At 72.5% G+C, this 20467-nt stretch carries 13 protein-coding genes; 2 read left to right on the top strand and 11 right to left on the bottom strand.

Annotated features, from left to right (window positions below; genetic code table 11):
* Positions 1-16: 16 nt before the first annotated feature.
* From NFS20_RS19235 to NFS20_RS19190, 10 genes are all read right to left on the bottom strand, one after another.
* Positions 17-1015: a glycoside hydrolase family 43 protein gene (locus NFS20_RS19235; protein WP_251153418.1), complete on the bottom strand. Its 999-nt coding sequence runs from the start codon at positions 1013-1015 to the stop codon at positions 17-19.
* A complete protein-coding gene (araA, locus tag NFS20_RS19230) occupies positions 1012-2520 on the bottom strand; it encodes an L-arabinose isomerase (RefSeq protein WP_251153417.1) in 1509 nt (502 codons plus the stop codon). Before araA ends, NFS20_RS19235 begins: the two co-directional genes overlap by 4 nt.
* Before the next feature lie 105 nt (positions 2521-2625).
* The gene (locus tag NFS20_RS19225) at positions 2626-3387 is read right to left on the bottom strand and encodes an L-ribulose-5-phosphate 4-epimerase (protein ID WP_251153416.1); all 762 of its coding nucleotides are present in this window, start codon (positions 3385-3387) and stop codon (positions 2626-2628) included.
* The gene (locus NFS20_RS19220; protein WP_251153415.1) at positions 3384-5072 is read right to left on the bottom strand and encodes a xylulokinase; all 1689 of its coding nucleotides are present in this window, start codon (positions 5070-5072) and stop codon (positions 3384-3386) included. The genes NFS20_RS19225 and NFS20_RS19220 overlap by 4 nt, the downstream gene beginning before the upstream one ends.
* Before the next feature lie 114 nt (positions 5073-5186).
* Entirely contained in the window at positions 5187-6302 is a 1116-nt protein-coding gene (locus tag NFS20_RS19215) for a LacI family DNA-binding transcriptional regulator (protein ID WP_502800843.1), read from the bottom strand.
* Positions 6299-7141, bottom strand: coding sequence for a pyrroline-5-carboxylate reductase (proC, locus tag NFS20_RS19210; RefSeq protein ID WP_251153414.1), 843 nt, complete (start codon positions 7139-7141; stop codon positions 6299-6301). Before proC ends, NFS20_RS19215 begins: the two co-directional genes overlap by 4 nt.
* 215 nt (positions 7142-7356) lie before the next feature.
* Positions 7357-7626, bottom strand: coding sequence for a hypothetical protein (locus NFS20_RS19205; RefSeq protein ID WP_251153413.1), 270 nt, complete (start codon positions 7624-7626; stop codon positions 7357-7359).
* A 57-nt stretch (positions 7627-7683) separates the two neighbouring features.
* The gene (locus NFS20_RS19200; RefSeq protein WP_251153412.1) at positions 7684-8217 is read right to left on the bottom strand and encodes a hypothetical protein; all 534 of its coding nucleotides are present in this window, start codon (positions 8215-8217) and stop codon (positions 7684-7686) included.
* Positions 8218-8645: 428 nt separating this feature from the next.
* Positions 8646-11822: a family 43 glycosylhydrolase gene (locus NFS20_RS19195; protein WP_251153411.1), complete on the bottom strand. Its 3177-nt coding sequence runs from the start codon at positions 11820-11822 to the stop codon at positions 8646-8648.
* Positions 11823-12287: 465 nt separating this feature from the next.
* On the bottom strand, positions 12288-12821 hold the full coding sequence (locus tag NFS20_RS19190; protein ID WP_251153410.1) for a potassium channel family protein: 534 nt from the start codon (positions 12819-12821) through the stop codon (positions 12288-12290).
* Between the two features lie 98 nt (positions 12822-12919).
* On the opposite strand from NFS20_RS19190, the gene radA reads away from it, so the two are divergent.
* Positions 12920-14389 (top strand): DNA repair protein RadA, encoded by a 1470-nt coding sequence (radA, locus tag NFS20_RS19185; RefSeq protein ID WP_251153409.1) that lies wholly within the window; start codon positions 12920-12922, stop codon positions 14387-14389.
* 76 nt (positions 14390-14465) lie between these two features.
* On the top strand, positions 14466-15551 hold the full coding sequence (gene disA, locus NFS20_RS19180; RefSeq protein WP_251153408.1) for a DNA integrity scanning diadenylate cyclase DisA: 1086 nt from the start codon (positions 14466-14468) through the stop codon (positions 15549-15551).
* Between the two features lie 122 nt (positions 15552-15673).
* On the opposite strand, the gene NFS20_RS19175 is transcribed toward disA, so the two are convergent.
* Complete coding sequence (locus NFS20_RS19175; RefSeq protein ID WP_251153407.1) at positions 15674-20236, bottom strand: TIM barrel protein; 4563 nt, start codon at positions 20234-20236, stop codon at positions 15674-15676.
* Positions 20237-20467 lie beyond the last annotated feature (231 nt).

Here is a 20467-nt window from a genome sequence, read left to right as displayed (position 1 = left end):
CCCTCGGGGGTCGGGGTCAGGCGGGGAACGCCTCCGCGAGGCGGTGCCACTCGTCGCCGTACAGCGGGAGCACGACGCCGTGCTTGGTGCGGTCGGGCAGGTCGAACGAGCCGTCGACGGGGGCCCAGCGACCCGAGGCCAGGTCGTGGGTGACGAAGGGCCTGTAGCCCTGACCGGCCTCGCCGTACTGGTCGACGAAGAGGTACCAGCGCTCGGCGTCGTTGGCGCGGAACACGAGCGGGCCCTCGACTTGGCCGAAGCGGTCGGCGCCGATGCGCTCCGCGAGCACGACCGCGTCGTCGGACAGCGCGTGCGGCACCACGTCCATGTAGAGCTCGCGACCGCCCGGGCTGTTGTCCTTGTGGAAGCGGAACACGCGGCCGTCGTGCTCGATCATCGTCGTGTCGATCGTCGTGCGACCCGTGTCGAGCAGCACGCGCGCCGGTGAGAACGTCACGAAGTCCGTCGTCGTCGCGCAGAGGATCCGGCTGTACGACTCGCCCGCGTGCTGCGTGTCCGCCGGGTCGTAGAGCGTCGACGACCAGTGCACGACGTAGTGCCCGCTGCGCGCGTCCCAGAACGCCTCGGGCGCCCACGCCATGCCCGCCTCGGGCGGGGCCACCTCGACGAGCCGCGGCTCGGACCACTGCACGAGGTCCGTCGAGCGCGCGACGACGAGGGACCTGCTGCCGTGCCGCTGCCACGCGTCCCAGCCCGCGTCGTCACCCCCGAACACGCGCAGGTCCGTCGCGACGAGGAAGAACTCGTCGCCGCCGGGCGAGCGCACGACGTGCGGGTCGCGCAGCCCGGTGGTCCCGAGCCGGGACTCGACGACGGCCCCCAGCCGGTCCCACGCCGTCGGGTCGTCGCCGCGGCTCAGCGAGTAGTGGATCTTCTCCTCGTGCCCGTACGGGTCCTCGACGAAGTGCACGAGGAGGTAGCCGAACCGGGCCTGCGCGGCCCGGTCCGGCTCCCGCTCGCCCGCGCTCGCGGGCGGTGCGTCGACCTGGGTCACAGACCCTGGGCGAGGCGGTAGTAGACCTGGTTCCAGCGCACCTGGTCGCGGAAGCCGCGGCGCGTCGTGCCCTCGTCGATGACGAGCAGCTCGGTGCCCGCGATGTCGGCGAAGATCTCGAACGCGTCGATGCCGGCGGCCGTCGACATCACGGTGTGGTGGGCACCGCCCGCGGTCAGCCACGCCTCGGCCGACGTCGCGAAGTCGGGGCGCGGCTCCCACACGGCGCGCGCGACGGGCAGGTGCGGCAGCGGCGCCGTCGGGGCGACGACGTCCACGACGTTGGCCGTGAGGCGGAACCGGTCGCGCATGTCGGCGAGCGACACGACGACGCCGACGCCCGGGTCCGCGTCGAACACCATGCGGACCGGGTCCTCCTTGCCACCGATGCCCAGCGGGTGGATCTCGACGCGCGGCTTCGACGTGGTCAGCGACGGGCAGATCTCGAGCATGTGCGCGCCGAGGATCCGCTCGCTGCCGGGCGTGAGGTCGTACGTGTAGTCCTCCATGAGCGACGCGCCGCCGGGCAGCCCCTCGCCCATGACCTTCGCGGCGCGCACGAGCACGGCCGTCTTCCAGTCGCCCTCGGCGCCGAAGCCGTAGCCCTTGGACATGAGGCGCTGCACCGCGATGCCGGGGAGCTGACGCAGGTCGCCCAGGTCCTCGAAGTTCGTCGTGAAGGCCTTCGCCCCGACCGACTCGAGGAAGGTCTCGAGCGCGATCTCCTGGCGCGCGGCGTAGCGCAGCGACTCGTGACGGTCGCCGTCCTTGCGCAGCTCGGGGACGACGTCGTAGAGGGTCTCGTACTCGGCGACCAGCGCGTCGACGTCGGCCTCCGAGACGGCGTCCACCGCCGCGACGAGGTCGTTGACCCCCCACGTGTTCACGCTCACACCGAAGCGCAGCTCGGCCTCGGTCTTGTCACCCTCGGTCACCGCGACGTTGCGCATGTTGTCGCCGAACCGGGCCAGGCGCAGCTCGTGCGTCGCGGCCCAGCCCGCGGCGCCGCGGACCCAGGCCCCGACGCGCGCGTTCACGGCCGGGTTCGACACGTGCCCGACCACCGTCGTGCGCGCGACCCCGAGGCGCGTCGCGATGTACGCGTACTCGCGGTCGCCGTGCGCGGCCTGGTTGAGGTTCATGAAGTCGAAGTCGATCGTGTCCCACGGCAGCTCGACGTTCGCCTGCGTGTGCAGGTGCAGGAGCGGCTTGCGGAGCTGGTCGAGCCCGCCGATCCACATCTTGGCCGGGCTGAACGTGTGCATCCAGGTCACGACGCCGAGCACGCGGTCGTCGGCGTTCGCGTCGAGCATCGCGCGACGGATCGAGACGGCGTCCTTGAGGACGGGCTTCCAGACGACGTTCGCGGGCACGTCGGACGACGCGTCGAGGGCGCGCGCGACCTCCTGCGACTGCTCGGCGACCTGCCGCAGCGTCTCCTCGCCGTACAGGTCCTGGCTCCCGGTGAGGAACCAGATCTCGCGGTCCGCGTAGGGCTTGCTCATGTCGGTCCACATCTTTCGTGTCGTGGGCGGGGTCCGCACCGGTGCGGTCCCCCACCCTGCTGCTGGTGCTGCCGGGTGCTGCGTGTCGTCAGTGGCTGCGTGTCGTCAGTGCTGGCCGGGCGAGGGCTGCTGCCCGTAGACGTTCTGGTAGCGCGCGTAGAGCGAGTCGACGTCGGACTGCGCGATGCGCGTCGGCTCGCCGAGCTGGCGGCTGACGTGCACCGTGCGCGCGACCTCCTCGCACATGACGGCCGCCTTGACGGCGGCGCGCGCGTCCTTGCCGATCGTGAACGGCCCGTGGTTGCGCATGAGCACCGCCGGGCTGCGCGAGCCCTGCAGCGTCTCGACGATGCCGCGGCCGATGGAGTCGTCGCCGATGAGCGCGAACGGACCGACGGGGATGTCGCCGCCGAACTCGTCGGCCATCATCGTCAGCACGCACGGCACGGCCTCGCCGCGCGCGGCCCAGGCCGTCGCGTACGTCGAGTGCGTGTGCACGACGCCGCCCACCTCGGGCATGTGGCGGTAGACGTACGCGTGGGCCGCCGTGTCCGACGACGGTGCCCGGTCGCCCTCGACGAGCGTCGCGTCGAGGTCGCACACGACCATCGCCTCAGGCGTGATGTCGTCGTACGCGACGCCGGACGGCTTGATGACGAGGAGGTCGTCGCTCCCGTCGGCGGCCTCGCCACGGACGCGTTCGGAGACGTTGCCCGCGGTCCAGACCACGAGCTCCCACCGCGGCAGCTCCGCGTGCAGCGCGGCGACGCGCTCCTTCGCCGCGTCGACGGCGGCGCGCAGGGCGTCGGGGACGACGGCGGGTGCGGCGGTGGCCCCGGCGGTGGCGGTCTCGGGTGCGGTGCTCATGAGTTCTCCTGTCGTCGGGGCTGGAGCGCCGCCACGGCGGCACGCTCGGCGGCGAGGCCGGCGTCGTAGCGCTCGAGGTAGGTGGCGAACCCGGCGACGTCCGCAGGGTCGGGGTCGACGGTCGACAGCTCGGCGGACGCGAACACGCGCTCGCGCAGGTAGGCGCCGAGCTCGAGCCCGCCCGCGTGGCCCGTGCCGGCCGGTGCGGACACGTCGGCCGCTCCGGTCGTCGCGTCCTCGCCCCGCGCGAGGAGGAACGCGGCGAGCACGGCGATGCCCCACGCTCCGCCTTCCCCGGCGGTACGGCCCACGGTGACCGGTGCGTCGATCGCCGCCGCGAGCAGCCGCTGCGCGACGCCCTCGGTCCGGAAGATCCCGCCGTGGGCGAACATCGCGTCGATGCCGACACCCTCGCCGGCGAGCACACGCATGCCGAGCGCGAGCGTGCCGAACGCGGAGTAGACCTGGGTCCGCATGAAGTTCGCGAGCGTGAGGCGACTGTCGGGCGTGCGCACGAACAGCGGACGCCCCTCGTCGAGCCCCGTGATCGGCTCGCCCGAGAGGTAGTTGTAGGCGAGCAGCCCGCCGCCGTCGGCGTCCCCGTCGAGCGCCGCGCGCAGGGTCGCGCCGAACACGTCGTCGGCCGCGGCGGGCGTCCCGAGCGCCGCCGCCACCTCGCCGAAGAGCCCTGCCCACGCGCTGAGCTCGCTCGCGCCGTTGTTGCAGTGGACCATCGCGACGAGGTCACCGGTCGGGGTCGTCACGAGGTCGAGCTCGTGGTGCACGCTCGCGAGCGGTCGTTCGAGCACGACCATCGCGAAGATGCTCGTGCCCGCGCTGACGTTGCCGGTGCGCGGCACGACGGCGTTCGTCGCCACCATGCCGGTCCCGGCGTCGCCCTCGGGCGGGCAGAACGGCACCCCGGGCTGGAGCGCACCGGTCGGGTCGAGCCACGCGGCGCCGTCGGCGGTGAGGCGCCCGGCCTCCTGGCCGGCGACGAGCACCTCGGGGAGCAGCTCCTCGAGCTTCGGCGCCTCGCGGCGGGTCGCGAGGCGCGCGTCGAACAGGTCGAGCAGGCGGCGGTCGTAGCCGCGCGTCTCCGGGTCGACGGGGAACATGCCCGACGCGTCGCCGACGCCGAGCACGTGCCGGCCGGTCAGGCGCCGGTGCACGTAGCCCGCGAGCGTCGTGAGGGACGCGACGTCGGGCACGTGCGGCTCGTCGTCGAGGACCGCCTGGTACCAGTGCGCGACAGACCAGCGCAGCGGGATGTTGTACCCGAACAGCTCGGAGAGCTCCGCGGCCGCGGTCCCCGTCGAGGTGTTGCGCCACGTGCGGAACGGGACGAGGAGCGCGTCGTCCGCGTCGAACGCGAGGTAGCCGTGCATCATCGCCGAGACCCCGAGCGCCCCGAACGTCGTGGGCCGCACGCCGTACCGCTCCTCGACGTCGGCGACGAGCTGCGCGTAGCACTCGCGCATCCCCGCCTCGACGGCGTCGAGCGAGTACGTCCACGTGCGCCCCTCGAGCTGGTTCTCCCACGCGTGGCTCCCGCTCGCGAGCGGCGTGCCGTCGGCGGCCACGAGGCACGCCTTGATCCGCGTCGAGCCGAGCTCGATGCCGAGCGCGGTCTCCCCCGCGATGACCGCGGCCCGAAGGTCGCTGACGTCGTCCTGCTGCCTCATTGCTGCTGCTCCTCGTCGCTGCGGCGCGCCTCGGTCGTCGTGCATGTTGTCGTGAATGTTAGCGCTCACACGGCGAGAGGCCAACCTCCTCGCCGAAACGGGGCGACCGGCTCCTCAGCCGCGAGGGCTCGTGGTGCTCTCGCGCACGACCAGCTCGGGCGGGATGGAGACGGGGCGCACCTGCGCGCCCGCGAACGCGTCGAGCATGAGCGCCATGCAGCGGCGCCCCAGCGCCGCGAACGGCTGGCGCACCGTCGTCAGGGGCGGGATGAAGTGCCCGGCGCCCGCGACGTCGTCGAACCCCACGACCGACACGTCCCGCGGCACGCGCACGCCCGACTCCCAGAACGCGCGCAGCAGGCCGAGCGCGAGCTGGTCGTTGCCGGCGAAGACCGCCGTCGGCCCCCTGCCCGCGCGCAGGTCGGCCGCGAGCTCGCGCCCGACGGCGTACCCGCGGTCCGAGGACCAGTCGCCACGGATCGGCTCGGTGACCGGCGCGCCGCGGTCCTCGAGGGCACGCCGCCACCCGGTCTCGCGCTCGCGCGCGTCGAACCAGTCGAGCGGTCCGGACAGGTGCACGACGGTCGCGTGGCCGAGGCCCAGCAGGTGCTCCGTCGCGAGGCGGGCCCCGAGCCGCTGGTCGACCGCGATGGGCAGGACGAGGCCCGCGGCACCGGGACGACGCCGCGCGTCCTGTGCCGCGGGGGTCCCGCTCTCGCCGCTCGGGGCCTCGTCCTCGACGCCCGGGTGGTCGCGCGCCGCGATCATGATCACGGGCACCGGCGCGCGGAACGAGTCGACCGCGTCCGCGACGTCCGACTGCGGTGCGATGACGACGATGCCCTCGACGCCCTGGTCCATGAAGTGCTCGAGCACGCGGTGCATCGTGTCGGCGTCGTAGCGGCGGATCGTCGCGACGCTCACGAAGTACCCCTGCTCGCGCGCGGCCTCCTCGACCGCGATGAGGGTCGACGTCGGCCCGTACAGCGCCGATCCCGTCGTCACCACGCCGACCGTGCCCGAGCGCATCGTCACGAGCGCGCGCGCCGCGCTGTTGCGCCGGTAGCCGAGCGTCGCGATCGCGTCGAGCACGCGGTCCCGCGTCTCGGGCCGCACGCTGGGGTGCTCGTTGAGGACGCGCGAGACCGTCTGGTGTGACACGCCCGCGAGGCGCGCGACGTCGGCCATCGCCGGCGGGCGCGTGCGCGGGGAGGGCCCGGTGTCGGTCACTTCGCGGCCTCCCCGGCGAGGCTCGCCGCGAGCTCGGCCGAGCGGTCGCGCGCGGCCTCCAGCGCGTCGAGGAACGCGGCGCGCACTCCCCCGGCGTCGAGCTGCCGCAGCGCCGCGACGGTCGTCCCGCCGGGCGACGACACGCGCTCGCGCAGGATCGCGGGGTGCTCGCCCGTCTCGCGCAGCATGGTCGCCGCGCCGTGCACGGTCGCGGTCGCCAGCTCGAGCGCGGTCGCGCGCGTCAGGCCGAGCAGCACGCCCGCCTCGGCGAGCGCGTCGACGACGTAGAACACGTAGGCGGGTCCCGACCCCGAGAGCGCACCGACAGCGTCCTGGTCCTTCTCCGCGACGCGCACCACGAGACCGGTCGAGGCGAGGAGCCGCTCGACGAGCGCGACGTCGTCGTCCGTCGCGGCGCTCCCGCCGCTCACCGCGCTGACCCCCGCGCCGACGACCGACGGCGTGTTCGGCATGACCCGCACGACGGCGGTCCCCGCGGGCAGCCGCTCCTCGTAGAACGACGTCGGGAGCCCGACGACGACGCTCACCACGACCGCGCCCGTCGGGACGTCGTCGCGCACCTGGGCGAGGAGACCGGCGACGTCCTTCGGCTTCACCGCGACGACCACGACACCGGCGCCACGCACCGCGGCGACGTTGTCCTGCGTGACCTCCACGCCGTGCTGCGCGGCGAGCTCCGCGCCACGCTCGGGCCGGCGGACCGTCGCGACGACGTCGGCGGGCTCCCACCCGCCCGCGAGCGCTCCGGACAGGACGGTCTCGCCCATGACGCCCGTCCCGAGGACGGCGAGGCGGGGCGGCGAAGGCAGTTCGGTCATGTGCGGTCAGCTCCCGTGGTCGGTGAGGGCATTCTTGCGCACGTTGCGCCGGAGACGATCACCCCTCGGCACTGAGACGCAGCCCCGCGTCGTCGCCTCGCAGATCGCATCGCATAGCCGCCGGCTCACGGTCGGGTCATGGTGAAGCCTCGACGTCGGAGCGGCCTGCACGCCGCGAGGCTCGTTGTCGCGCCTTCAGGCCGCGTGGGGAGCGCCTATCGCGGTCGGTTCCTGTCGTCCTCGTTCCAGATCGTGTACACGTGCCCCTCGCCGTACTCTCGGACCACCATGGCTCCGGCCTCCTTGGCATCGTGCGCGGTCACCCGAATGCGCACGCCCGGGGCGTCGTGGATCCAGATGATGCCGACATACTCCTTGGGCCGCGTGCCATCGTGCGCATGCGCCCACGCGTCGTGGATCTCGTCGTCGCGCATTCCCACCTCCGGCACCGCCTCGTTCTTACCAGGCGTCGCACGATCGTGCATCGTTCCTGTCCCTGCGGCGCTATACGTCAGGGCGATCAGGGCTCGCCGCCCTGGTCGTCACATCGAGTAGGCCTCGTACACGTCCTGGACGAGGTCGGCGGGCCCGGTGGCCTGGAGGACGGCGGTCCCGTTGCGCCACGTGACGGTCGCGGCGCCGTCGGCTCCGGGGACCACGGCGTAGTGCCCGACGACCGCGTCCTCCACGGTGACGTCACCCTCGACGGTCGGGGTCGCGTCGCCCTCGAGGTCCGTCGCCGCGACCTCCGCCTCCGCGTCGGTGGCCCACTGGCCCGCGACGACCGTCACGGTGGTCGCCCCCTCCCCCTCGGCGTCGGCGTAGACGAGCTCGTAGGCCTCGAGCGCTCCCGCCGGCGTCCACGCGTCGGTGGCCGCGTCGCTGCGCAGCGCGAGGCCGAGCACCGTGGCGGGGAGCGCCTGGGCGAAGGCCGTGGTCGACGTGCGCTCGACGGGCTCGAGCGTGGGCGTCGGGGACGCCTCCGTCACGGTCACCGTCGGAGCCGGCTCAGCGGTAGCGTCCGAGCGCGCGAAGCCGGGCCACACGAACGCGAGGAGCGCGACCAGGAGCGCCACGAGGAGCAGGAGACCGACCAGGACGACGAGCCGCCGCCGGCGGTAGACCTGCCGAGAGGTCGACCTGCGGTGCCGGCGGTCGGAGGCCCCGACGGCGTCGGACGGGCGGCGGGGCGGGCCGACAGCGGGGCCGGGCGCTGAGCCGGGTGCGGAACCGGGCACTGCACCAGGAGCAGCGCCGGGCCGTGCAGCTCCGCCCTGCGCCCGCGGACCACCGGCCGGTCGGCTGCTCGTCGGCTGACCCACCACCCTCACCCTCTTCCTGCGTCCGCCCTCGACTCCCGGGGACTCGTGGGGTCAGCGTAGGACGCCGCGAGCCCCTGTCCCGCGCGGCGTCCCCGGGTGTCGGAAAGTCGCGGACCGGACCGGCGGCGCGGGCGCGCACCCCGGCGGGCGGGGCGCGTCGAGCGCGCCCCGCCCGCCGCCGGTCAGGCGCAGTCGGTCGCCGCGACCTGGGCCACCTCCTCCGTCGTCACCGTCTCGCCGTCGACGGTGCCCGTCGCGCGGACGGTCACGGATCCCGCGCCGACCTGCGTCGCCCGCACCGCGAACGACTGGTAGGCGTTCTTGCCCGGCGCGACGTCGTCGAACGACCGCGTCCCGTACGGCGTCTCCAGGACCACGTCGACGGGGCCGTCGTGGTCGTTCGTCGCGCGGACCGCGACGTACGCCTTCCCCGCGAGGCAGCGCGCCTCGGCCGAGACGGTGACAGGCACCTCGGGGTCGGGGCCGCCCGTACCCGGGTCGTCCGCGAACGCGCGCCACTCCGTGACCGCGACCGCCGAGTACGTCGTGCCGTTGCCGTTCGCCTGGAACGTCGCACGCAGGCGCGACGTCGTGACCGGGTCGAACGTGACGGTGTTGAACGCCGTCGTGCTCGTCCCGTACGCCGACGGGTTCGTGACCGGCGCCCAGGCCTGCGCGGTCTCGTCCCAGTACTCGAGGCCCCACGAGTCCGGCGCGTTGACGCCGTCGCCGCTGCCCGGGGCGGAGTCGCGCCAGAACTTCAGCTCGGCCCCGGTGAGCCGGATCGGGCGGGACCAGTCGTAGCGGGTCCACAGGCTCGCCGGGCGGTTGCCGGACCAGGTGCCCCAGATCTGCGCCTGGCTCGGGTTCGCCGGGTCGGCGCCGTCGTTGAGCGCGCCGACGCTGTTCCAGCCCGCCGTGTACGACGCGGTCACCGTCGCGATGGGCGCCACGTTGCCCGTGAGCGGCCCCGAGATGTCCGCCGGCACCGTCACGCTCTTCGGCGTCTCGACGTTGCCCGCCGCGTCGACCGCGCGGAACGACACGCGGTGCTGGCTCGTGTCGGGCGCGGCCACCGGCCCCTCGTAGGCGGTCCATGGTCCCGTGCCGATCGCGTACTCGACCCGCACGACGCCCGACGTCGCGTCCGTCGCCGTGACCGTCACGGTCCGGGTCTCGGCGTCGAGCGTGCCCGTGCTCACGGGCGCCACGCGGTCGATCCGGACGTCGAGCGACTCCTGGGCGGACACGTTGCCCGCGCGGTCCGTCGCGGTCGCGACGACGCGGTGCTCGCCGTCGCCCGTGACCGTGACCTCGGTCGCGCGGGTCGGTTCCGTGACGACGGGCGCGCCGTCGTCCACCTGCGTGGACAGCACCACGCGACCACCCGAGTCGTCCGAGCCGTCGGCACGCACGCGCACGTCGGACCGGAACCAGCCGTCCGACCCCGCGGACCCGAGCGCGGTGAGCGCCACCTCCGGGGCCGTCTCGTCACCCTCGGCGGCCTCCGCCGGGATCACGGTGACCTCGGCGCTCACGCGACCGCCCGCGTACCCGAGCACGGACCCCTCGACGGCGAACGTGCCGGGCGCCGCGATGTCGTCGGGCGTGACCGCGTCCCAGAACGCCGGGACCTGCAGCGTCTCGCCGCCCGGGAAGCTGACCGGGACGGCGGCGGGGAGCTCGGTCTCGCCGACCTCGACGGTCATCGCCGGCGGCGCGACGGCGTCGGGCTGCTCCGCGAGGACCTTCCACTCCTCGACCGCGACGGCCGAGTACGTGCTGCCGTTGGTGGAGGCGTCGAAGACCGCGCGGACCTGGGTCGTGGTGACCGGGTCGAACGTCGTGTCCTGGAAGCCGGCCGTCGCGGTGCCGTACCCGCTCGGGTTCGCGACGTCGACCCACGAGCCGCCGCCGGACGCGTCCCAGTACTGGATCCGCCAGGACGCGGGAGCCGCGACGCCGACGCCGGTGCCCTGGGGCTGGTCGTTCCAGAACTCGATCTGCGAGCCGGCCAGACGCATCGGCTGGTCCCACGTGTACTGCACCCACTGCTGCGGCGGGTTGTTGCCCGTCCACGTGCCCCACATGTCCGGCGGCAGCGGGTTGGGGCGGACGATCTCGTCGTTGAGCGCCTTCTTCCAGTACTGCGTCGGCACGGGCTCGTTGGAGACCGTGACCGTCGCCTCCTGCGCGACGTTCGCGCGCGGCGTCGTGTCCTGCGTCGTCGCCGGCGTCGTCACGACCTGCTTCATGCGCGGCGGCGTCTGCGTGTCGTCCCACTCGACGCGGTCGATCGCGACCGAGCGCCGGAAGTGGTTCCCGCCCTCGGCGTCGGCCGTGTGGTACGCGATCCACCACTCGCCGTCGAGCTCGACGATGCCGGGGTGGCTCGTCGTCGAGGAGACGGGCGCGAGGATCGTCCCGCGGTACGTCCACGGGCCCTGCGGCGACGACGCGGTGCCGTACGCGATGCACGCGTGGTAGTTCGCCGGGGTGCACTGCGAGGTCGGGCCGGCGTTGTTCCCGGCGTACGCCAGGTAGTAGGTGCCGTTCCGCTCGAACGCCCACGCCGCCTCGAAGAAGCCCGTGAGACCGGTGACGGTCCGGACGCTGCCGACCGGCGTCTTCATGTCCTGGCCGAGCTCGAGCATGCGGAGGTTGCCGAAGCTGCCCCACCACACGTAGACGCGCGCGTCGTCCCCCTCACCGTCCACGAGCACCGTCGGGTCGATGTTGTGGATCGTGTTCGCCGTCGGGACGCGCTGGGAGATGATCGGCGCGCCGACGTGGTCCGTCCAGGGACCCGTCGGGCTGTCGGAGACAGCGACACCGATGCCGAACCTGTCGGACGCCGTGCTCGCCTCCTCGTTGACCGGGACGTACCAGTAGTAGCGGCCGTCGACGCCCGCCACGACCTGGCCCGCGTAGGCGCGGCCCGGCGTGGCCCAGTCGAAGACCTCCTCGGGGCGCATGAGCGACGGGTGGTGGGTCCACTCCCCCGCGTCGACGTCGCTCGTGACGAACGCGCCCCACTCGTTCATGATGAAGTCGTTCTGGCGGGGCCCGGCCTCGTCGTGACCGGTGTAGACGTACAGCTGGTCCTCGGCCGTGTCGTTGCCGGGCGCACCGGCCGGGACCACGAGCGGGGCCGGGTCGGCCGAGTAGTAGCTCCCGTCGTCGAGGATCGGGTTCTCGGTGCTCGTGAACGTGTACGGGTCGGCCGCCGACGCCGGGCCCGCCGACACCGCGACGGCACCGAGGGCGAGGGTCAGTGCGAGAGGAACGGCGAGGGGTGCGGCCACGCCGCGCGCCCGTCCTCGCGTCCGCGAGCGGCCTTCCCGGTGATGGATGGTCATCTGGTCTCCTGACGGTCGGCGCGAGACGTCGTCGTCTGCTCGCGCGGAGAGGGTCGTGCGCCCCGGGAGTTCCCTCGGCCCCCGGGACGCACGGTCTGGGTCGCCCGTGCCGGCGGGCGCTGTCCGGTGCTCGACCGGCTCGTGGCGGTGACGTCCCCGCGCCGCGGCGCGGGGGTCGGACACGTCACCGCCGCCGGAGCGGCACCGTCGTGGTGCTCGGCGGGACGTGTGGTGCGGTGCTGCGTCGCGCTCGCGTCGTCACGGGCGTGCACCTCTCCTCGTCGAGATGGGCTTGCAGGGCAAACATGCCACACACAGAAACGTGCCCGCAATGGGTTTCGGCCGACGGGTCGACAAGGGTCTCAGGAGCCGTGTCGCGCACAGTCGTTGGAATGCTGAGAATCGTTGGGACAGCACCGATCCAGCGTGGTCGGTCGACGTACCGCCGGAGAACCTCTCCCGAAATCAGCCCTGCTTGTTTTCGGTGCGGGACGCGTGCTCGCGGCGCGCCGCCCGCGCTCGGGCGCGGCTCGTCGCGACGGAGACGAGCAGCCCGACCACGACGAGGTCGAGCACGATCTGCACCATGGTCACCATCCGTGCGCCCTCGCCGACGGGGTGCACGTCGCCGTACCCGACGGTGCCGAGCGTGACGACGGCGAAGTACAGAGCGTCGGTGCGGTTCTCGATCCCCACGAACTGGTCGGCCATCTCGTAGTAGGCGAGCGCGAAGAAGACGATGACGGGCAGCAGCAGCCCGACGACCGACTGGACGCGCACGCTGGCCTCCTCGCCGGCGCGCAGCTGGCGCCGTACCTGCACGGCGAGCACCCCGCACAGCAGAACGAGCCCCCCGGCGAAGACGACGACCTGGAGCGCGGCGGGCGACTCCTCGTCGCGCGGCAGCGGCACGCCGTAGAACACGACGAGACAGGCCGTGGTCGAGACGAGCGTGAGGATCAGCGTCCACCACGGGCTGTCGTGCGGGAGCCTGCGCATGCGCCCAGCATCCCGCGTCCACGGCCCCGCGTCGCGCGACGACGCGCGACGACGGGTAGCGAAGGGTTCGTGTCGGCGGTCATGGCTAGGTTGGGCGCGTGACGTCACCGACGAGCGCCCCCGCGCGCGGCTCCGCCAAGCGCACCCGCCCCGCCTACCGCTGCGCCGAGTGCGGGTGGACGACCGCGAAGTGGGTGGGGCGCTGCGGGGAGTGCCAGGAGTGGGGCACGGTCACGGAGGACTCCCCCGCGGCGTCCGGTCCGCGCACCACGGCGGTGAACCCCACGCGGTCGCCCGCCCGGCCGATCGGCGAGATCGACGTCGAGGCCGCGCGCGCGACGCCGACCGGCGTCGCCGAGTTCGACCGCGTGCTGGGCGGCGGCATCGTCCCGGGCGCGGTCGTGCTGCTCGCGGGAGAGCCCGGCGTCGGCAAGTCCACGCTCCTGCTCTCCGTCGCGAGCAACGTCGCGTCCGGTGGCTCCGACCTGCCCACCGCCACGCGCGGGGCGTCCCCCGGGCCGACGACGCCGCCGCGCCGGGTCCTGTACGTCACGGGCGAGGAGTCGGCGGGGCAGGTGCGTCTGCGCGCCGAACGCGTCGGCGCGCTCGCGCCCGGTCTGCTGCTCGCGGCCGAGACGGACCTCGCGACGGTCCTCGGGCACATCGAGGCCACCGATCCGGACCTGCTCGTCGTCGACTCGGTGCAGACGATCGCATCGGCGGAGGTCGACGGGTCGCCGGGCGGCGTGAGCCAGGTGCGCGAGGTCGCCGCGGCCCTCATCGGTGTCGCGAAGGCACGGGACCTCCCCGTCATCCTCGTCGGGCACGTGACGAAGGACGGCTCGGTCGCGGGTCCTCGAACGCTCGAGCACCTCGTCGACGTCGTGTGCCAGTTCGAGGGCGACCGGCACTCACGCCTGCGCCTCGTGCGTGCGGTGAAGAACCGCTACGGCCCGACGGACGAGGTCGGGTGCTTCGACCTCACCGAGGACGGCATCGTCGGGCTGGCCGACCCGAGCGGCCTGTTCCTCTCCCACACGGGCGCGGGCGTGCCCGGTACGTGCATCTCCGTGACCGTCGAGGGGCGCCGGCCCCTCGCGCTGGAGATCCAGGCGCTCGCCGTGCCGAGCTCGCTCAACAACCCGCGGCGCACCACGAGCGGGGTCGACTCGAGCCGCCTCGCGATGATCCTCGCCGTCATGCACCGGCACGCCGGGGTGCGGCTCGTCGACCAGGACGTCTACGTCTCGACCGTCGGTGGTGCCAAGGTCTCGGAGCCGGCGGCCGACCTCGCGATCGCGCTCTCCGTGCTGTCGGCGCGCGAGGACGAGGCCCTGCCGCCCGGGACGGTCGCGTTCGGCGAGGTCGGCCTCGCGGGCGACATCCGCCCCGTCACGGGTCTCGACCGGCGGCTCGCGGAGGCGGCTCGGCTCGGCTTCACGCGCGCCGTCGTACCGCGCGGGTCGTTCCCCCGGCCGATCGACGGGTTGACCGTGCACGCCGCCCGGCACGTCAGCGAGGCGTTCGAGCTCGCCCGCTCCGGCGCGGCCGCACCCCCGCGGCCGTGACCGGATCGTGACCGGTTTCCCGCTCGCCGCCGCGCCATCCGGGGCCTCGCAGGACGCCGCAGCGTAGGATTTCGTCGTGGCCAACTCCCCCGCGCACCCCGACGAGCTGCTCCGGGAAACCCTTGCCGCCGTGGCACCCGGCACGGAGCTGCGCGACGGCCTCGAACGCATCCTGCGGGGCCGCACGGGAGCACTGATCGTCCTCGGTCTCGACCGCGTCGTCGAGGAGATGTGCTCGGGCGGGTTCGTGCTCGACGTCGGGTTCTCCGCGACCCGGCTGCGCGAGCTGTCGAAGATGGACGGCTCCGTGGTCCTGGACCGGGAGGCGAACCGCATCCTGCGCGCCGCGGTCCAGCTCCTCCCCGACCCGACCATCGAGACCACCGAGTCCGGGACGCGGCACCGCACGGCGGAGCGCGTCGCGAAGCAGAGCGGGTTCCCCGTCATCTCCGTGAGCCAGTCGATGCGGATCGTCGCGCTCTACGTCGGCGGTCAGCGGCACGTGCTCGAGGACTCCGACACGATCCTGTCGCGCGCGAACCAGGCCCTCGCGACCCTCGAGCGCTACCGCGCCCGCCTCGACGAGGTCTCGGGCACGCTCTCGGCGCTCGAGATCGAGGACCTCGTCACGGTCCGCGACGTGTGCGCCGTCGTGCAGCGCCTCGAGATGGTGGCACGGATCTCGGAGGAGATCGCCGGCTACGTCATCGAGCTCGGCACCGACGGCCGCCTCCTCGCCCTCCAGCTCGACGAGCTCATGGGCGGCATCGGCTCCGACCGCGAGTTCGTCATCCGCGACTACGTCGACCTGGGCCGCAAGGACCGTTCCCTCGCCGACGTGCAGAAGTCGCTCGGCGGCCTCGACTCGACCCAGCTGCTCGACCTCGGGCAGATCGGCCGCGTGCTCGACCTCCCGGGCGGTGGCGACGCGCTCGACGCCGCGGTCGCACCCCACGGCTTCCGGCTCCTGTCCAAGGTGCCGCGCCTGCCCGGCACGATCATCGACCGGCTCGTCGCCCACTTCGGCGGCCTGCAGAAGCTCCTCGCCGCGAGCATCGACGACCTCATGGCCGTCGACGGCGTCGGCGAGCAGCGTGCACGGGCCGTGCGCGAGGGCCTCTCACGCCTCGCCGAGTCGAGCATCCTCGAGCGCTACGTCTGACCCGAGCCGCTGGCGCCCGGGCCGTGACAGCGGCGTGCCCGCCGCGGTCGGACCGCGGCGGGCACGTCGTCCCGGACGGGTGAGGCGGAGTCGGACCCCGCCTCACCCGTCGTCAGGGTGCGTCAGCCGCAGCTGTGCGCGGCGTACTCGGTCTCGACCGTGGCCGTCCCCCCTTCGGCATCCGTCGCGACGACGGTGGTCGTCCCGCCGTCGAGCGCCTCACCCCGGGTGTTGAACGACTGGTAGGCGTTCTTGCCCGGCGCCACGTTCTCGAACGTCTTGCTGCCGTAGGGCGTCTCGATCGTGATCGTGAGCGGGACGTCCTCGTCGTTGAGCGCGCGGACCGCGAGGTAGGCGTTGCCGGCGAGGCACCGCGCCTGCGCCGTCACCGCGACCGTGCGCTCGTTATCGCCGGCCTCCAGGCCGGTGAGGTACTCGAACCCGGTCGTGACGAAGTCCTCGCCGTCGGGAGCCCGGTCGTACTCCATGACGTAGTACGCGACACCGGCCTCCTGACCGGCGGCCAGGATCTCCTGCAGCGGGACGTCGCCCTCACCGAGGTTGGTGAACGTCGGACGACCCTCACCGTTCAGGTTGACGGCGTCCTTGACGTGCAGGAGCTCGATCCGGTCGCCGTACTCCTCGATCAGCGCCGGCACGTCGACACCCGCGTGAGCCGCCCACGCCACGTCCAGCTGGAACGTCACGTACTCGGGGTTCGTCTCGCGGACCAGGATCTCCCACGCGGAGAGGGTCTCGCCCTCGTGCTCGTACGTCGTGCGGAACTCCTGGTCGTGGTTGTGGCCGAAGAACTTCTCCAGCCCCGCGTCCACGGTCCGCTCACCGAGACGGTTCATCGCCTCGGCCGTGGCCAGCGTGTTCTCGTACGTACCGATCCCCGGCTGGGGGAACCCGCCAGAGCCCACGTACTCCTGGCCCAGCGTCGTGACGTACTCCAGGGTCTCGTCGAACGTGTCCTCGTTCACGTTGTAGTGCGACGACTTCACGCTCAGCCCGTACGAGTCGGCCAGCGCCCGGAACTCCTCGGCCGTGTAGCCCGCGAAGTTCCCACCGAACGGCTCGATGTTGACGAAGCCGATCTCGCCCAGACGCTCGAGCACAGCCGGAAGGCCGACCTCGCTGACCCACGGGGTCAGCGAGAACATCTGGACCGAGACCTGGTCGACGGGGACCGTGATCGGGTCGGAGGGCTCGCCGGCATCCAGGCCGGTGAGGTACTCGTACCCGGTCGTGGCGAAGTCCTCGCCCTCGGGGGCCACGTCGTACTCCATGACGTAGTACGCGACACCGGCCTCCTGACCGGCGGCCAGGATCTCCTGCAGCGGGACGTCGCCCTCACCGAGGTTGGTGAACGTCGGACGACCCTCACCGTTCAGGTTGACGGCGTCCTTGACGTGCAGGAGCTCGATCCGGTCGCCGTACTCCTCGATCAGCGCCGGCACGTCGACACCCGCGTGAGCCGCCCACGCCACGTCCAGCTGGAACGTCACGTACTCGGGGTTCGTCTCGCGGACCAGGATCTCCCACGCGGAGAGGGTCTCGCCCTCGTGCTCGTACGTCGTGCGGAACTCCTGGTCGTGGTTGTGGCCGAAGAACTTCTCCAGCCCCGCGTCCACGGTCCGCTCACCGAGACGGTTCATCGCCTCGGCCGTGGCCAGCGTGTTCTCGTACGTACCGATCCCCGGCTGGGGGAACCCGCCAGAGCCCACGTACTCCTGGCCCAGCGTCGTGACGTACTCCAGGGTCTCGTCGAACGTGTCCTCGTTCACGTTGTAGTGCGACGACTTCACGCTCAGCCCGTACGAGTCGGCCAGCGCCCGGAACTCCTCGGCCGTGTAGCCCTCGAAGTTCCCACCGAACGGCTCGATGTTCTCGAAGCCGATCTCACCCAGACGCTCGAGCACCGCCTCCAGACCGACCTCGTTCACCCAGGGGATGAGCGAGAACATCTGGATCGACACCTGGTCCACAGGGATCGTGACCGGCTCGACCGGGCCCTCGCCGACGGCGAAGGTGAGCTGGTCGACGTCGACGCCGCCGGTGCCCGTCACGACGATCGAGCCCGAGCCCTCGGGCACGTCGCTCAGCGACTGCGTGACGTCCTGCCAGCCCTCGCCCGTGAACTCGAACTCGGCGAGCGCCGCGGTGTCCTCGGAACCCTCGCCGGTCCAGCCGAGCGAGACGGTGCCCTCGCCGCTGCCGCGGACGGTGATCTCGTTGATCGCCTCACCGGTCGGGGCGTGGTGCAGGGCGATCGGCGCGTAGGAGAACGAGTCGCCCTCGTCGAGCGAGGTCACGTAGCTCCCCGCACCGGCCGCGGCGTCGTCCACGACCTCGATGCCCTCGGCCGCGTCGTACCACTCGGCCTGCTGCACGTCGGGCTTGAGGATGTGGGTGGCCTCGCCGGTGATGGCGGGCACCTCACCCTGCGCCTGGTCCGCGTACGTCACGACGAGGGTGCCGAAGATCTTCTCACCCTCACCGTGCTCGACGGCGTCCGGGCTCGTCTGGATCGTGAAGCCGCAGCCAGCCTCCGTGTCCGCGGCCCGACCGCTCACCTCCGGGTGGGCGTGCGTGTTGTGACCGAGGCCGAACGTGTACTGGATGTTGCGGCACGTCGGCTGGTCGCCGTCCTCGGCGTCGTTCACCGAGACCGTGTACGGGACCGCGTCACCCCAGGTGAAGATGGCGCCGTCCGGCTGGTCGAGCGTGATCTCGGGGGCCGTGTTGCCGACCGTGATCCGCTGGATCGCCAGACCGAAGTTGCCGCCCGGGTCGGTGACGCGCAGCTGCACGTTGTACTGACCGAGCTCGGTGAACGTGTGCGTCACCGTCTCGCCCTCGGCGTCGTACTCACCGTCGGCGTCGAAGTCCCACTCGAACGTGAGCTCCGAGTTGGGGGTCTCCGCGTCCGTGGTCGCCGACGCGTCGAACGTCACCTCGAGCGGCGCGGTGCTTCCGGAGACCGGGTCCGCCGAGATGGACGCGCGCGGAGTGCGGTTCTCCGAGCCGTACGTGATCTTGTACAGGCCCGCGTCGGGGTTCTGGCGGAAGAAGCCGTCGCCGTACTCGAGGACGTAGAGGGCGCCGTCAGGGCCGAACTCCATGTCCATGACGTTGTCCCAGATGGGCTGGTTCACGGTCTCGAGGTGGCTGTTCGGCAGGAAGTCCTCCACCTGCGTGACCACGCCGGCGGACGAGAGCTCGTCCATCGTGAACGCGACCACGTAGTCCTGCGAGAACTCGGCCATGAGCGGGTGCCCGTCCCAGTACTCCGGGAACTTGACGTCCGACTCGAGGGTCTCGTCGAAGCGGTAGATCGGACCGCCCATGGGGGCCTGGCCGCCACCGCCCAGCTCGACCAGCGGGTCGAGCAGCTCGGGCTGGTCGCCCGGGTTGTCGCCGTAGTACACCTGCGGCGCGACGACCGGCGGGACCTGGTCCAGGCCGGTGTTCCACGTCGAGTTGTTCTCGGGTCCGGCCTCGCAGTCGAAGAACTGCGCACCCGGCGTACCGGTCGCGTAGTCCCACTCGTTGTACGCGGCGTTCGGGCCGTGGCAGTACGGCCATCCGCCGTTCATGGGCTCGGTCGTGAGCTGCCACTCGACGTAGCCCATCGGGCCGCGGTCGGGCTGCGCGGCGCCGGCGTCCGGCCCGTAGTCGCCCCAGAAGAGCGAGCCGGACTCGAGGTCGTAGTCGATCCGGAAGGGGTTGCGCACGCCCATCACGTAGATCTCGTCGCGCACCAGTTCGGCCTGCTCGGCACCGTCGAAGAGGTTGCCCTCGGGGATCGTGTACGTGCTGTCCGGGCCGACCTCGGTGTCGGCCGCGAGGTCCTCGATCGGGTTGATCCGCAGGATCTTCCCGCGGAGGTCGTTGGTGTTGCCGGCCCCGCGCCGGGCGTCGAAGCCGGGGTTCATGCCGGGTGCGTTGTTGATCGGCGTGTAGCCGTTCGCGCCCGGGGTGCCGGCGGGGGTGTTGTCACCGGTGGACAGGAAGAGGTTGCCCTCGGCGTCCCACGCCATGTCCGCACCCACGTGGCAGCACTGGCCGCGCTGGGCGTCGACCTTGATGATCTCGCGCTCGGTGGACAGGTCGAGCGTGCTGGTCTCCGGGTCCCACGTGAACCGGGAGAGCTGGTTGTAGCCGAGCCACTGGTCCCAGTAGCTCGCGTCCGCGCCTGCGGGCAGCGAGTTCGGCGCGCTGCCCTGCGGTGTCGTCTCGGGGTACTCCACCCCCGTCGGCGACGTGCCCTCCATCACGCGGGGCGCGTAGACCATGTAGACCCAGTTGTTCTCCTCGAAGTTCGGGTCGAGGGAGATGCCCTGGAGCCCGTCCTCGGAGTTCGCGTAGACGTCGAGGTCCGCGACCTGGGTGGTCTGCCCGGTCGCCGGGTCGGAGAGCCGCACGACGCCGTCGCGTGCGGTGTGCAGGATCCGCGAGTCGGGCAGGACGGCCAGGTCGATCGGCTCGCCGGTGTTCTTCGAGATCAGGGTCTTCTCGTACTGGTTCCAGTCCGTCGCCGGGTCTTCGGCAGACGGTTGTTCCTCATGGCCGGGGTGCGCGCTCGCGGCGCTGATCGAGAGTGGGACGACCACCGCGGCGGACAGCGCCGCCGCGATGGTTCGGGACAGCCAGCGGCGGCCCTTGGTTGGTCTGTGCACAACGTCCTCCTTGACGTGGATCGAGGAGCCGGTGGCCCGGATCGTCAGCAAGGCGTCGTGACCGTTCGTCGTGCCGCCCCGCACGGATCGGTGGACCTCCAGACAGGCTGGGAGCTCTCTGCCTCGGGTGCTCCCTGCGCGACGGACGGGAGAGAGTTCTCCCGCGCCACGCGACCGACCCTACCCGGCACTTTTGCCGATGCCAATACCAAAGCCGGTAGGTATTCCCCA

This window comes from Cellulosimicrobium sp. Marseille-Q4280 (assembly GCF_943181405.1).
In the GTDB taxonomy this organism is placed as follows: domain Bacteria; phylum Actinomycetota; class Actinomycetes; order Actinomycetales; family Cellulomonadaceae; genus Cellulosimicrobium.
This window is presented reverse-complemented; position numbering and strand designations above follow the sequence as displayed.